Genomic DNA, 14,733 nt, shown 5'->3' with positions numbered 1-14,733 from the left:
AATCCACAAGAAGCACAGACTTTTTTACGTACATGGTAAGTGTTTTTACCACATCTTCTACATCTGATATGGGTCTTTTTATTCTTTTTACCCATTGATGGAGTTCCCTTTGACATCGATACACCTCCTTAAGCTATCGTAAAAATATAATCTAGAAAAGTATTGAATAATACTTATGGTGAAATATAAACAATATTGTCTCCTCTAATGAGCACAACACCGAGTTTTCTTGTTACTTCTCCGTCTTGTAACTCTTCTGCATCATTAAGAACCAAATTCATGTGTAAATCAAAGCTCTTAAGTATACCTCTAAATTCACGATCTCCTTTGAGTTTTAATAAAACAGGAGCATCCACAGATTTTCCTAATGCGTCAAGTGGTCTTTGAACATTTTGTCCGCTCATTATATCACCTTATATTATTACAAATTTTAGTTTTTTAATATGAATTGAGTAAATAATACTCATTATTAGACATAATATAATCAAGTTAAGATAAGACAAAACCTAATTAAAACTAATACTATTAATTATAGATAACCTACTATATAAAGGTTACCTTATTTTGGGCAAAAAATAAGAAAAAACTATCCTCAATGTCAATATTAAACAAGATTACTTTTCAAATGCTCTCACACTTTATTTAAATTGAATCTCATACAAAAATATTTCCACCCAACCATCACCGTGATATCAATGAGATTCAATCGTGAAAAATATATCGACCTGATCATGTACATATTATCCCAATGCCATCAAAAGCCCAATTTTGGAAAGACCGTACTCTGCAGCATACTGTATTTCATTGATTTCAACCATTATGAGCTTTACGGCAAGCTTATGACAAATGAAACATATATCAAATCAAAAAGAGGCATAAGACCAACACACTTTAGGGAAATCAGCGAAGAGCTGATATCAAAAAAGCAATTGTTCTTCAGAAAAGAGCCCTACTACAACAGAACAATATACAAGTACTATTTAACGGTAATTCCCAACCTCAAATTCAGCCGAAGGGAACTGGAAATAATCAATAATGCAATCAACAAATTAAGTGATGAGAATGCAACTACAATAACAAAATATGCAAAAAAGGACCCTCCAATCAGCATTGCTGAGTTCGGTGATGAAATAGATTTCAGACATGTCTTTTCAAGGGATAATGAATATTCCCTAATTGACAAATAAGTATATTAATTTTGAATGACAAATATTATTTAACAAAATAATATTGGGATATCATGGTAATTAAAGTTAAAAAAAGAAATTTCTTGAAAAAAAAGAAAATTAAAGAAATAAAAGCCGAATTGGGAGAATATGGAGATTTACTTCAAGGAAAAAAGAATGTTGAGATACTTGAAGCTGAACCTAATTCATTTATTTTGGTAGATGGAGAACCTTACATTATAATTATTGATGATAAACCATTCCCAACACTTAAGGCAGCGCTTGCCAACCAGATTGATGCAAAAACCGTTACCGTAGATATGGGAGCCATCAGATTTGTGAGCAATGGTGCAGATATCATGAGTCCTGGAATCGTTGATGCTTCAGAAGGCGTTGAACCTGGTGACATCGTTCTAATCATTGATGAAACCCATGGAAAACCATTGGCCATTGGAGTGAGCCTAATTACTGGTGAAGAAATGGTTGCAAATGATTCAGGTAAAGCTGTCGAAACCAAACACTATGTCGGAGACGACATCTGGAACTTTGAAATATAGGGTGATGACATGGCAGAGCTAAGATACAGAGCAGGAAACATCAGAGACCCTGGAGTTCATAAAATCGGAATAATCGCCCTGGGATCCCACCTTGAAAATCATGGTCCTGCATTGCCAATAGACACCGATGCCAAAATCGGAGCGCACATCGCATTTCAGTCAGCCCTCTTAACCGGAGCCAAATTTTTAGGAATAATATTTCCCGCTTATGAACTGGACACAATTGACCATGGAGTCCATGTTTCCCTTGATGAATTGAAGGAAAATGTCATCAATACATTAAACCAGGCCAAAAAATTCCTAGATATTGAAAAAGTGGTCATTGTCAATGCACACGGAGGAAACATCCCCTTGGTGGCTGAACTATGGGACATTGAAGACAAAACCGGCCTTGCCATTACATTCAACAACAAGGTAATCTCATCAGAAGGTCCTCACGGAGGCAGCGGCGAACTGTCAATGGCAAAGGTTTTAGGCATAGTTAATGAGGAAGAACTTGAAAACCAGGCAAACGTTGACGAATATGAAGAAGTTGGTCTGCACGGATTCAAACAGGCACGCAGGGATGATCCTAACATTGAAGAAGGTGCAAAAGACGTTGAAGAAAATGGCGTTTATATTGATGAGGAATACGGCCACAGATTATTCAATCTGGCAATCAATGCAGTAATATTTGACGTTGAAAAATTATTAGATTTTTAAAAAAAAAAGAAAGAAAAGAAGTTATCCAGTTGTAGTTTCAACTTTTGAACTACTACCACTACCACTATCAGAATGAGAATCATCTGTTGTGGTTTCAACTTCTGAACTACTGTCAGAACTGGATTCAGATGAACTAGAATCGGAACTACTTTGATGTGAATCCGAATTGCTTGACGAATCATCAGTTGTTGTTTCAACTTGATTATCGGAGCTGTCATCTTCAGAATAATAATTGTAATCCTGATAATCATAGCTATTATCGTTTGAATTATCATCAGTGATTGCTGAAAGGTTATCCAGTATTCCTCCAGATTCACTTTCATTTGGTAAAATTGAAATTGGACCAGTCATAGATGCAAATACGCTTGCGAAACAGAATGCAAGAACAGCAACTATAAAAATTACTAAAACTGTAGCAGATCTACTTGACACAATTAACACCTTTTACTAAATTTATTAAAGTTAATATGTTTGATGAGATATATAAATATATTGGATATTATGAAGACTATTAAAAAACCTGTGCAAAGCGAAATCAACATTAAGAAATCCCAGTTCATCTGTGCACTCTACCCGACAAAAAACAAGAAGGAATCCAAAGAGATCATTCAGGAACTAAACCGGAAGTACAGCGATGCAACCCATAACTGCACTGCTTATATTGTTGGTGACGGAGAAGGCTTTGATGATGATGGGGAGCCGGGCGGAACCGCAGGAAAGCCAATGATTAATGTTTTAAGGAAAAATGAGCTTCATAATGTGACTGCAGTCGTTACAAGATATTTTGGCGGAATCAAACTTGGTGCCGGAGGACTTGTTCGTGCATATTCCAAATCAGTCATGGAAGCCGTTGGCCAAGCAGACATCGTTGAAATTGAAGAATATGATGTTTATGAACTTATTTTTGAATATTCTGACATCAAAATAGTTGACAGTGAAGTCAGAAACAATTCCCTTGAAGCCATCGATAAAGAGTATTCAGATAAGGTACACTATCAGGTAGTGTCAAAAGACAATCGGGATATAGAAAAAATATTTGGAAAATACTCTAATAAAATAAGTGTTAATTTTAAAAATAAACAGTTTTTAGAAAAAATTTAAAAAATGAAGAACCTATTGTTCTTCGAAATTTGCTGCGGGTACGCCACATACTGGGCATACGTAATCTTCTGGTAATTCATCTTCTTCTAAGACGAAACCACAGACTTTACATACATAAGCCATTTGAATCAATCCTAATCGATTTTTTCAAACATGTCAGCAGTTGCGCCACACATTGGACATTTAAAGTCTTCTGGAAGTTCATCAAACTCGTCAGTGACAAATCCACATAATTTGCATTTAAACTTTGCCATGAATAACAATCTCCTTAAATTTGTTAATAAATATATTATGTAAACTATTAATATATAAAATTAATCTATTTTTTCAAACATTGACTTTGCCATTCTGCATTTGGGACATTTGAATGAAGTCGGCAAATCATCAAATTTAGTTCCTGAGGGAATATTTAATCCCTCTTCAATGTCATCTTCATCAAAAATATATCCGCAAATCTTACATTTGTATTTAGCCATAATTAATCTCCTTTAAACCTAAAATCTATTAGGAACTTTAAGATGGTCTGGAAGCGGTTTTATACGTGCAGGTGTTCCGATAGCCAGATAGAATGGTGGAACAGAATGTATTACAATAGCTCCAGCAGCCACGATTGAACCTTCTCCAACTTCAACATTGGATAAGAAAGTGGTATTTCCCCCAATTGAAGCTCCACGTCTTACTTTAGGTCCTTGAAGTTCATAATTTATTCTTACAGGATACTTATCATTGGTAAAACAAGCGCAAGGTCCGATGAAAACATTGTCCTCAATTACAGAATTGGTTGGAATGTACACATTAGACTGAATGCTGACATCATTTCCAATAATAACATCTCCCTCAATGACAGTATTGGTTCCGATCAGTACATCATCACCGATATTGGTATTTTCACGAATTACCACATTGTGTCCTGTTCTGAAATTATCTCCAATTACAACATCATTATAGATGATTGAATTTGAACGGATTGTGTAGTTATTACCAATAACTGGAGGTTTTGAATTTGGAGAGTATTCAACTCCAAATTGAATGTTCTGATCAGCAGGGAAGGTCAATTCTGGTTTGGAATAATCTGGTTGGATAGATTCTCTTTCAATTTGAGGTTGTTCATGAAGTACGTTAATTGGTTCATATGCTTCTGGTTCAACATATCCTTTATCTCTGGAAACTGATCTGTTTACCTGCTTTGGTCTAGGAAACTGACTATAGACAATATCATCAATAGTTCTAGAATCAGCAGCGCGCTCTTCATAATACTGTCTTTGCCCCTGTCGGGAATAGTATTTTTTTTGATTTCTTGATTGTGCATCATCAAGAGTTTGTGAAAACCTAACCATATTATCAAACCTTCATTCAATTAAATTTAATTTGTTAATGAGTTTATTTATGTAATTCATTAGTATATATATTAAGCGGTTCAATTTTTATAATTTTGAAAAAATCTTTGAAAATCATCTAAAAAAAATTTAAAAAAAAAGAAATTGTAAATTTCCAAAAGAAACCTACAACATTAAACCATAATCAAAATTGCAAACGCAAGGATCAGTATCAGTATAATAGCCGCAATGCCATAATCCGAAGTTTGCGCTTCCACAACAGCCTGATTGTCCACTGCAGTTTGATTACCACTCGCCGTTTGATTAACATCATCCGAATTGTTCAATGGAACATAAAACTCGTCATGCAAATTGGAATACCAGTTAAATCCGATACCAGATGCTGCTGAGCCTTTTGCATAAAAGGAAAGTGCCTTAAAAAGATACAAAGGTTCAAAATTTGAAAAGCTTTCGTTTTCATCCCATGTGTAATTTGCACTCACATTTCCATAATGATTTAAGTAGTATATTATTAGGAATTTTAGGTATGCGGTTTCATTATCTGATAGATTATAATCCCCAAATGTTGATGTGATTGAATCGAAGATTTTAAGGTAGGTTTTGTAACCTTCTGAACTTTCATTTAAAGTGTAATTTGATGGATCTGCAAGATATATCTGATATTCATTAAGGAAACTTTCAGATTCTGTCCAATTTTCATCTGTGCAATTTCCATATTTTTCCAAATAGAAAATGATTTTAGATTCCAGAAACTCAAAATCTGTGTAATCGGATTCATTATACTCCTCATCATCGTCCCAATCATCATCAGAACCATCCTCCTCATCATCCAAATCATCATCCAAATCATCATCCAATTCATCATCTAATTCATCATCTAATTCATCATCTAATTCATCATCAGAACCATCATTGGAATCATCGCCATCATCCAAATCATCATCCAATTCAAAATCATCAGAATTATCAATTAATTCGGACGGAGAATCATTTGCTGCATAAGTAAATCCAACAGCAATTAAGAGAATCATTAATATTATCGAGATTTTAAAAATATTTTTAAGAGAAAACAATATTTACCACCTCTGTAATATTAACTTTACAATTTATAATATATAAATGATTCAAAAAAAATTTAATAAAAAAAAATAGTTAATGGGAATTAACTCCCATTAGTGAATGTTTTAATCCAGTCAAATAATGCATCAAGGGAAAATCCACCAGTTGAATTGCCATCATTCAAAAGACCGCTAACTTGGTCTTTGTAGTAGTTTACATCACCTTGAACATTTTGCACTTGTTCAATAGTGTCCGCCAAGTTTTCAATATCGGAGTTTGTAATGTTGATATTGTTGGTTTGGACATAATTGTTAATGATATTCACAATTGTATCATGATCTGTTACATTATCTCCGGATACCTCTTGTTTTACGTCATCAACCAATTGTGATAACTTTTCTGCATCTACACCTGAATTTTCCACAATTTCAGCTTGAGTGTAGATTTCATCGTTTGCTGCTTCTTTTACAGTTTCTGGAATTTCAACATTAGTAGCTTCCTCATAAGCATTCATTATTCCTGCAAGAGCAGATTCCCCGGTAGCTGCCATTGGACTTGTCACATAAACATGTCCACTGGTGATACCAGCAGATTTCAATGCGGAAATGTACATATTACCGGTAATTGTGGTAATCTTTGATTTGTCCACACTGACCTCCAGATTATCATTGTCATTCAAATCCAGGAATGCTGAGGAAAATATTTGATCTGATGAGTAAGATTTGCCTGTAATGCCACTAGATACTTGGTTAACTTGATCAGCAGTGATTACTTTTGATTCAACATTATTCAAATCAACATTTGCTTGATTTACAAAGAATGCATCAACAACTGATTTATAATCATTGTTTGCATAAGTACTTTCACCATATGTTATTACAAGATTGGAATCGGTCGCAAATCCGGTTGGGATTAACATGCCCAAAAGGATTAAAGCTAATATTGGTATAGTAATTCTTTTCATTATTTTCACCTCACTGAATTCCTATCATAAGTTAGGCGAACTAGTATATAAATGTTGCAGTTTTTTGAAAATTATTTAATGAATTTTATATATAAAAAAATATGTAAAAAATAAACAATGCAACAATTAAATATTCTAAAAATTGTTCAATTAAAATATCTTAAAAAATGAATATTGAAAAAATATGGAAAAATGGGGTTTAAAATTTTTTTGCCGAAATCAAATTGGATTCCCAAAAAGCATTATATGCAAACAATTGATGAAAAAATGCAAAAAGCAATCAATATCTTTCAATTCTGCCGGAACTTAAATCATCTGAAAGCATCATCATCAATTTGTGCGCTTCATTTACCCAAAATGTTGGTTCACACCAAATATCCCCTTAAAAATCTATAATTTTAATAATTAAATGAAATAAATATATTTAGGACAATCATGAAGAAACTACTAAAACCGATGAAAAACAAAATACCTCAGATAGTTTTTATTTTCATCTTCCTACTTATACAGGTTTATTGCGACCTAACATTGCCCCAGTACACAGCAGACATTGTAAACGTCGGCATTCAAAATACCAATTTCCAGTTTATCATAGATACAGGACTTATGATGCTTTTGATGGTAGCGATTTCTGCCCTTGCAACTGTCGGAGTGTCCTATTTTTCAAGCAGAGTGGCTTCAGGCTATGCAAAGGATTTGAGGAAAGTCATTTACGAAAAGGTTTTGAAATTCTCAAATCATGAACTGAATGAAATTTCACGCTCTTCATTAATTACACGGTCCACAAATGACATAAACCAGCTTCAAAGTGTTTTGGGAATGATATTCATGACACTTATCTTTGCACCTTTGCTTGGAATCGGAAGCATAATAAAGGTCTTTGAACTTCAGACAAACCTGTCATGGATTATACTGGTGAATTTCATTGCAGTGGCACTGCTTTTAATAATCGTTACAGTCAAAGTACTTCCTTACTTCAAGATTACACAGGAAATAATCGACAGAATAAACAAGACCACAAGGGAAATCCTAATTGGAATACCAGTCATTAAAGCATTTGTAAGACAGGATTTCGAAGCGGACAAATTCCAAAAGATCAACCAGGAATTTTACGATGTCAACATCTATGTGTTCAAAACCCTATTAATAATGATTCCTTTAATGACACTGATTATGAATCTGATGGTTGTTTTAATACTCTATTACGGCGCATATGACGCATTGAACGGAGGCGTGCTGACAGGAGACATTATCGCATTCATCCAATATTCAACACAAATCGTGACCTCATTTTTAATGATTGGAGCATTCATGATAATCCTGCCAAGAATCCTTGTTTCAGGAAGGCGTGTAAGTGAAGTTCTAAACACTGAAATCACAATCACCGATGGAGGTTTAAATGAAATATCCTCCAATCCTACAATTGAATTCAGAAACGTTTCATACAAATATCCCGGAAGCGAAAAGGAAACATTAAAGGAGATTAATTTTACGTTGAAGCCTGGAAAGACCACCGCAATCATCGGAGGAACAGGCAGCGGAAAATCCACAATCCTTAACCTGATTCCCCGCCTTCAGGATCCAAGCTCTGGCGAAATCCTAATTGATGGCAAAAATATTAAAAATTTCAATTTAAAATCATTGAGGGACAAGATTTCATTCACTCCTCAAAAGGCGATTCTATTCCAAGGGGATGTGAAATCCAATATGAAAATCGGTAAAAGCGATGCAAGCGATGAGGAAATTGAAAAGGCACTGGAACTTGCTCAGGTCGATTTCGTTGAAGACCTCGCCGAAGAGGTTACACAGGGTGGGTCAAACTTTTCAGGAGGACAAAAACAACGTTTATCAATAGCCAGAGCAATTATAGGCTCTCATGATTTTTATTTGTTTGACGACTGCTTTTCAGCACTTGACATGAATACCGAGCGCAGGATAAAAGAGAACCTGAAAACTCTAAAGGATTCATCAATATTAATCGTATCCCAAAGGATTTCAACAATCATGGATGCCGATGAAATACTTGTAATAGACAATGGGGAGATTGTCGATAGGGGAAATCATGACAAACTAATTGAAAGCTGTGAAATCTACAGGGAAATCGTCAATATACAAATCGACAGCATGGAGGCGTTATCATGAGTCCAAGACCTCTGAGAAGAAAACCCCCTGAAAAACCTGTCGACAATAAAAGAGCGATTAAAAATATTTTAGGACTTCTTAAAGACCATAAGCTCAGATTAATACTGACTGTGATATGTGCAGTCATTTCCACCGTGTTCACGATTATTGCGCCATTGCTTATAGGCCAGGCAACCACAACAATTTTCAATGGAATAAACAATCTTATCCACCATACCGGCTCAATCGATTTCGATACACTATTCCATCTATTGACAATTGTGGTTATCCTATACGTCATCAGCTCCGTTTTCTCATATCTTCAGAGCTTCCTTCTGGTGAAGGTATCCACCAAAATCAGCTATGACTTAAGGGAAAGGATGATAGATAAGATTCTTCATCTGCCTATGGATAAGGTTGAGGAAAACAAAAGAGGAGATATCCTTTCAAGAGTTACCAATGATGTCGATTCCCTTCAACACGGCATTACACAGTCATTCATACAGCTGACAACAGCAGTGATCACCCTTATCGGAGTATTCATAATGATGCTGACAATCAACATTTGGATGACATTGGCAACCGTTATTCTTGTCCCTATTGCATTTTTACTAATCAGGGCCATGACAAGATACTCCCAAAAATACTTCCTAAAGCAACTGGTCTTTAAAGGTTCACTTAACGCTCAGATTGAAGAGACATTCACAGGCCACGACATAATCCGTGCATTCAACCAGGAGGAGATTTCCATGGAGAAATTTGAAGAAGACAATGAAAACTGGTTTGGCCATGAATGGAAATCACAGTTCTATTCAAGCCTGAACGGACCTTTAATGAACTTCATCTCAAATTTCACCTATGTGGTGGTTGCGGTTATGGGTGCAGTCTTTGTCCTTCAAAAGGCAATAGCAGTTGGAGACATCCTGGCATTTTTCCAATATACCCAAAGCTTCAACAGACCTATACAGCAGATTACAAGAGTCATGAACCAGATTCAGACTGCAATGGCTGCAAGCGAACGTATCTTTGAATTCCTTGAATATGAAGATGAGGAAAATGCATCAGACAAATCAATCACTGAAATCAAAGAGGGAATTGAATTTGAAGATGTCAACTTTGGATACACACCTAATGAAAAGATAATTAAAAACCTATCATTCAAAGTTAAAAAAGGCCAGAAAATAGCAATCATCGGCGAAACCGGAGCTGGAAAAACAACAATAGTCAAACTGCTCATGAGATTCTATGATATTGATTCAGGTTCCATAAAAATCGACGGTACGGACATTGAGGAATACGACAAAAATAGCCTAAGGTCTCTGATTGGAATGGTCCTGCAGGATTCCTGGCTGTTTTCAGATACCATTTCCAGCAATATCCGCTATGGCAATCTGGATGCAGAGGATAGTGAAGTAATTGATGCGGCCCGCCAGGTTTATGCGGATAATTTCATAAGGCAGTCAGGCGATGGTTATGAAAGCGTTTTAAACGAAGACACTGACAACATTTCCCATGGCCAAAAACAGCTGCTTACGATAGCAAGAACAATACTTTCTAAAAAAGAGATCTTGATTTTGGACGAGGCAACATCCAGCGTCGATACTAGAACTGAAAAGCTAATTCAAAAGGCAATGGACAAACTGATGGAAGGAAAAACTAGTTTTATCATAGCACACAGGCTGTCAACAATAAGAAATGCAGACAGAATTATCGTGATTGAAAATGGTGAAATAATTGAGCAAGGAACTCATGAAGAGCTTCTTGCCCTCAAAGGATATTATTACAATACTTTAAATGCTCAATTGAAAGAGAACCTATGCTGAGCATTCATCCCAGATCTTTTTGGATTCTTCATCCAAAGCTTCAATATCGTTTGCCTCACTGAAGGCCTTACTGGCCTGACCATATTTCTGCCAATCATAATAGACATATGCCTTTCCCTTTAAGGCTTCGAATGGAACCTCATCTGAAACTGAATCATACACATTGATTGCATCATTGAAATCCTTATTTAACCTATTTACATTTGCAATGGCAAGTTTTGATTCGACATTATCTTCCAAAGCCAAAGAGTTGATGAACTCTTCAATAGCTTCATCATACATTTCCAGGTTAGTCAATGCCAATCCTTTTACGTAGTATGCTTCAGGATTCTTATCGTTCAAATCAATTGATTTGTCGCATAGCTGAACAACACGAAGATTTTCCTCTTGAGCATCAGCCAATTCATCAGATTCCATATTGTCAAGTTTCCTTTTTGCGGTTCTGATGTAATCCACATCCCTGTTCAATGCAATCTTTGCTTCACGAGCAGGATCCTTAATGAAATCCGGAACCTCATCTTTATTGATGACATTATCCTTAAATTTGGATAAATCATCAGCAAAATCTGAAAAATGATTAAATGCGGTTTCACCGAATTGTTGAACATCCATCTCATCAATGTTTTGCTTGAATTCAGTTGAATCGATTTCCTTTAATATTTCAGTTGTTTGATCCTTTAAAAATCCGATTCCGTCATATATTGACTGAACAAATTGAGATTCAAAAACAACCTTATCATTGTTGCGTCTGTTGACGTTAATATCTTCCCAATCTTTAGACATTTTAATCACTATGATATGATATTGAAAAAATAGTATAAAAATATATGTTATTTAGAAAAAACCCTTTTTTTAAATTTGAGATTGAATATCCAAATAAAAGCAAATCCAATAATTGAACCTAAGTTCATTCCAATTATTGCCCCCAGATAGACTCCAAATACTCCCATAGAGAATGTTATTCCCATCAAATAAGCAAATGCCATACTTAATATCAATTCCCTTAATATTGTCAGCCCCAAAGACTTAAATCCTGAACCTACACCCTGATAAGTATAAGCGGCAGTTGCTCCAAATGATATTAGGCAATTGTAAAATACCAACAACTGCAGTATCTCCGCTGAACGGTTAACCAAAGCCAAATTTCCTGCCTGAAAGTTGAACAATCCGCAAAGGGGATAGGCAAATATGAAAAACATCGCACAGATTGCAAGGGTAATTGCCAAACTCAGCAATGTGGAGTATTTGATTGTTTCATTGAAATTTTCCCAATTGTTCGCACCATATGCTATTCCGGAAACAGTTATCGTTGCAATCCCTATTGCCATACATGGAATGAATGCAATCGTTATGAATCTCCACGCTATGGTGAATGCAGCCACTTCCTCAACTCCTGCTGTCAGCATGATTAAATAATTAAGAATAATTGCCACAAGAGCAAAAATGATTTCTTCTGTCGATGCAGGAAGAGACACGACCAATATTTCCTTATACACATTTAATCTGCGCCTGTAATTAGATGATTTGAACTCAAAAAATGTGTCCCTTTTAACCAAAATCCAGTATAGCATACAAAGAAATCCCAAAAACGATGCCACCACTGTAGCAAGCCCCGCTCCGAATATGCCCAAATCCAATCCGTATATGAGAATGGGATCAAGAATAATGTTAAGAACAGCCGTCAAAATCAGAGGGTTTGTCGCACGTGCCACATCACCTTCCGCCCTGAAGATGCTTGAAACCACATTGGGTGCCAAAAAGACAATATTCAGCAAAAATATGATTTGGCCATAACTTAGGCAATATGTGCTAACACCACCAGCACCCAACAATATTATCAAATCATCTAAAAAGAAAATGCCTATCATTAAAACAATGAGTGAAACGACAAGTGTTATAATTATCGAGTGCATAACTGCATTATTTGCATCATTAATTCTTTGAGCACCGACATATCTTGAAATCAGGGAATTGGCACCTGCCCCTATGCCACTTCCAATACCGATTATCACCAGATAAAGCGGTGAAATAAAACCTAAAGCGGCAAGGGCATTGGCATTAATGCCTGCAACCCAAAAGCTATCAATCAAATTGTTTAAAAACATTAAAAGAAGTGAAAATATTGTTGGAAAAGCCAATTTGTTAATGGCACTTCGAGGATTTCCAGTAATTGATTCAATATTGTCATTGGCCTGCATTGATTATAAGTATATGAAAAAAAATATTTAATGATTTGGAATTAATTAATTCTTCTTTTTCCTGGCCAATTCTTCCAGATCATCGAATTTATGGTCAATGTGTTTTTTTATAATAGAAACCGATAACGTGGCGGTACCCACACAAGACAATAGAAATCCGCTCCAAACCAATAGTAATGCATCAGCTTTACCCAAACCTGATTCACCTAAAATGGCATATCCATTACTTGTAAATGCATTGGAAACCATGACCAATGAATCAAGAGGATTAACCCCTTCAACAATCATAGTAACAAAAAAGCTTACAAAAACAATTGAAAACAACAGCATTATTGTTATTCCCAAACTATTGGTATCGGTATATTCAACAAACTTATCAAAATAAACTTTAATGAAAAATGCAAGGATTAACAAATGGATTACATCAAACACCACTTCATAGTAACCCCATGCAAATACGCCGATTGAACCTAACGGTATCAGTCCGAACAATAAAATCTTATTTTTTAAAGATCCCCACTTAACATTAACCCCAAGATATAAAGACAATATAATATCAAACAATGAAAAGATAATCAAATTTTCATGCCATCCAACAGCAGAGTATAAAATATCCACAACGATTAAGACTATAATTACCAGATAAAAAACCTGTTTTATGGTTGTTATCTCCTCTTCAGGGAAATATTCGAGTGGATTAAAGAGTCTTGAGGTTTTAAAGAAATTAGAAGATTGTATCTTATTTATAACAAACTTACAAAGCTGAACCGCAATAGAAAAGGCCAGCATGACAATAAGAAACTCAATGATAAAAACTAAAATAATTATCCACATTTCTACAGGCATTATTCATCACTTCCTTCCTCAATTATTCTTTCAAGCTCTTCAACCCTTCTGTTAAAATGCTTAATTAAAATGGCCGCCGTCAATGTTGCTGTAGCCACACCAGAAATGACATAACCACTCCAAACCAAGAATAAACTGTTAAGCTTTCCTGGAATTGATTTGCCTAAAACACTATAACCGTTACTTGTAAATGCATTAGAAACCATTACCAGAGAATCCAGGGCATCTTTTCCTTCAACCACCTGAGTTAGGAAAAAACTAAAGAAAACTATAGTGAACAGCAAAATTATTGTTATAGACAGTCCATGTGACCTAGTATAATAATTAAATCTGTCATAATAATACTTAACAAAGTACAGGAATATTGGAATATGAATAATGTCAATTAAACCGACAAGGCCATATCCAAAAAATATGTAATTTAAGGCACCGAAAGGAACAACCAATATCAATAAAATCTTATTTTTTAGAGAGGACTTGTCCAGGGTTATTGCAATTATCAGTGACAATCCTATGTCAAACAATGAGATATATAAATAATCATCGGATACAAATATAAATGAATATAACAGATTGGTAAAACATAATGCCATCATAATCAGATAAAACACCTGTTTTAAAGTATGAATCTCATCCTGCGGCAAGAACTCCTCAGGACTCAAATATCTGTTATCGCTTTCCCTTATCCTTTTTAAAATAAAAATGCCAATAGCCGTTAAGACCATGAACAAAAGTAATTCTACAATAAATTGAAATAAGGGTTGATTGAATATATCCACTAAACCTCACCTATTAAACATATATAAAAAAAGTTATTTAAAAGTTTACCAAAAATGTGAATGAATTATCTATTCACTTT

Annotated in this window: 19 protein-coding genes; 6 read left to right on the top strand and 13 right to left on the bottom strand. The window is 35.0% G+C overall.

The window, feature by feature from the left end; translation table 11 throughout:
- Positions 1-116, bottom strand: a 116-nt coding sequence (locus ACJMML_RS11495) for a 50S ribosomal protein L37e (protein ID WP_405307445.1), incomplete at its 3' end; no start/stop codon positions are given.
- 57 nt (positions 117-173) lie between these two features.
- Positions 174-404, bottom strand: coding sequence for an LSm family protein (locus ACJMML_RS11490; RefSeq protein WP_292884787.1), 231 nt, complete (start codon positions 402-404; stop codon positions 174-176).
- 291 nt (positions 405-695) lie between these two features.
- Here ACJMML_RS11490 and ACJMML_RS11485 point away from each other — a divergent pair, with 291 nt between their 5' ends.
- From ACJMML_RS11485 to arfB, 3 genes are read left to right on the top strand one after another with little or no spacing between them, the layout of a single operon-like run.
- On the top strand, positions 696-1,187 hold the full coding sequence (locus tag ACJMML_RS11485; RefSeq protein WP_405307442.1) for a type II toxin-antitoxin system antitoxin SocA domain-containing protein: 492 nt from the start codon (positions 696-698) through the stop codon (positions 1,185-1,187).
- A 53-nt stretch (positions 1,188-1,240) separates the two neighbouring features.
- Positions 1,241-1,723: an RNA-binding protein gene (locus ACJMML_RS11480; RefSeq protein ID WP_405307441.1), complete on the top strand. Its 483-nt coding sequence runs from the start codon at positions 1,241-1,243 to the stop codon at positions 1,721-1,723.
- A gap of 9 nt (positions 1,724-1,732) precedes the next feature.
- Positions 1,733-2,425, top strand: coding sequence for a 2-amino-5-formylamino-6-ribosylaminopyrimidin-4(3H)-one 5'-monophosphate deformylase (gene arfB, locus ACJMML_RS11475; RefSeq protein ID WP_405307440.1), 693 nt, complete (start codon positions 1,733-1,735; stop codon positions 2,423-2,425).
- Positions 2,426-2,446: 21 nt separating this feature from the next.
- Here the strand turns inward: arfB and ACJMML_RS11470 are convergent, their stop codons facing one another.
- On the bottom strand, positions 2,447-2,857 hold the full coding sequence (locus ACJMML_RS11470) for a hypothetical protein (protein WP_405307439.1): 411 nt from the start codon (positions 2,855-2,857) through the stop codon (positions 2,447-2,449).
- A 69-nt stretch (positions 2,858-2,926) separates the two neighbouring features.
- On the opposite strand from ACJMML_RS11470, the gene ACJMML_RS11465 reads away from it, so the two are divergent.
- Positions 2,927-3,526 carry a YigZ family protein gene (locus tag ACJMML_RS11465; protein ID WP_405307438.1) on the top strand — a complete coding sequence of 200 codons (600 nt, stop codon included), beginning with the start codon at positions 2,927-2,929 and terminating at the stop codon, positions 3,524-3,526.
- Between the two features lie 12 nt (positions 3,527-3,538).
- On the opposite strand, the gene ACJMML_RS11460 is transcribed toward ACJMML_RS11465, so the two are convergent.
- The 6 genes from ACJMML_RS11460 to ACJMML_RS11435 form a co-directional block, all read right to left on the bottom strand.
- Positions 3,539-3,649 carry a rubredoxin-like domain-containing protein gene (locus tag ACJMML_RS11460; RefSeq protein WP_287412285.1) on the bottom strand — a complete coding sequence of 37 codons (111 nt, stop codon included), beginning with the start codon at positions 3,647-3,649 and terminating at the stop codon, positions 3,539-3,541.
- Between the two features lie 11 nt (positions 3,650-3,660).
- Positions 3,661-3,780 carry a rubredoxin gene (locus ACJMML_RS11455; protein ID WP_405307437.1) on the bottom strand — a complete coding sequence of 40 codons (120 nt, stop codon included), beginning with the start codon at positions 3,778-3,780 and terminating at the stop codon, positions 3,661-3,663.
- 60 nt (positions 3,781-3,840) lie between these two features.
- Positions 3,841-4,002 carry a rubredoxin gene (locus ACJMML_RS11450; protein WP_405307436.1) on the bottom strand — a complete coding sequence of 54 codons (162 nt, stop codon included), beginning with the start codon at positions 4,000-4,002 and terminating at the stop codon, positions 3,841-3,843.
- A gap of 18 nt (positions 4,003-4,020) precedes the next feature.
- Positions 4,021-4,608: an acyltransferase gene (locus ACJMML_RS11445; RefSeq protein WP_405307444.1), complete on the bottom strand. Its 588-nt coding sequence runs from the start codon at positions 4,606-4,608 to the stop codon at positions 4,021-4,023.
- Positions 4,609-5,036: 428 nt separating this feature from the next.
- On the bottom strand, positions 5,037-5,894 hold the full coding sequence (locus ACJMML_RS11440) for a hypothetical protein (RefSeq protein ID WP_405307435.1): 858 nt from the start codon (positions 5,892-5,894) through the stop codon (positions 5,037-5,039).
- Between the two features lie 131 nt (positions 5,895-6,025).
- Positions 6,026-6,886: a DUF1002 domain-containing protein gene (locus ACJMML_RS11435; protein ID WP_405307434.1), complete on the bottom strand. Its 861-nt coding sequence runs from the start codon at positions 6,884-6,886 to the stop codon at positions 6,026-6,028.
- A gap of 435 nt (positions 6,887-7,321) precedes the next feature.
- On the opposite strand from ACJMML_RS11435, the gene ACJMML_RS11430 reads away from it, so the two are divergent.
- Positions 7,322-9,028: an ABC transporter ATP-binding protein gene (locus ACJMML_RS11430; RefSeq protein ID WP_405307433.1), complete on the top strand. Its 1,707-nt coding sequence runs from the start codon at positions 7,322-7,324 to the stop codon at positions 9,026-9,028.
- Positions 9,025-10,830 (top strand): ABC transporter ATP-binding protein, encoded by a 1,806-nt coding sequence (locus ACJMML_RS11425; protein WP_405307432.1) that lies wholly within the window; start codon positions 9,025-9,027, stop codon positions 10,828-10,830. Before ACJMML_RS11430 ends, ACJMML_RS11425 begins: the two co-directional genes overlap by 4 nt.
- Here the strand turns inward: ACJMML_RS11425 and ACJMML_RS11420 are convergent.
- The 4 genes from ACJMML_RS11420 to ACJMML_RS11405 are packed head-to-tail and all read right to left on the bottom strand — an operon-like array spanning position 10,822 to position 14,599.
- Positions 10,822-11,613, bottom strand: a complete 792-nt coding sequence (locus ACJMML_RS11420; RefSeq protein ID WP_405307431.1) for a tetratricopeptide repeat protein — start codon at positions 11,611-11,613, stop codon at positions 10,822-10,824. The genes ACJMML_RS11425 and ACJMML_RS11420 overlap by 9 nt on opposite strands.
- A 47-nt stretch (positions 11,614-11,660) precedes the next feature.
- A complete protein-coding gene (locus ACJMML_RS11415) occupies positions 11,661-13,028 on the bottom strand; it encodes an MATE family efflux transporter (RefSeq protein ID WP_405307430.1) in 1,368 nt (455 codons plus the stop codon).
- A gap of 45 nt (positions 13,029-13,073) precedes the next feature.
- Positions 13,074-13,874 carry a hypothetical protein gene (locus ACJMML_RS11410; RefSeq protein WP_405307429.1) on the bottom strand — a complete coding sequence of 267 codons (801 nt, stop codon included), beginning with the start codon at positions 13,872-13,874 and terminating at the stop codon, positions 13,074-13,076.
- Positions 13,874-14,599 carry a hypothetical protein gene (locus tag ACJMML_RS11405; protein WP_405307428.1) on the bottom strand — a complete coding sequence of 242 codons (726 nt, stop codon included), beginning with the start codon at positions 14,597-14,599 and terminating at the stop codon, positions 13,874-13,876. Before ACJMML_RS11405 ends, ACJMML_RS11410 begins: the two co-directional genes overlap by 1 nt.
- Positions 14,600-14,733 lie beyond the last annotated feature (134 nt).

It is taken from the genome of Methanobrevibacter sp., from assembly GCF_045130115.1.
GTDB lineage: Archaea > Methanobacteriota > Methanobacteria > Methanobacteriales > Methanobacteriaceae > Methanocatella.
This window is presented reverse-complemented; position numbering and strand designations above follow the sequence as displayed.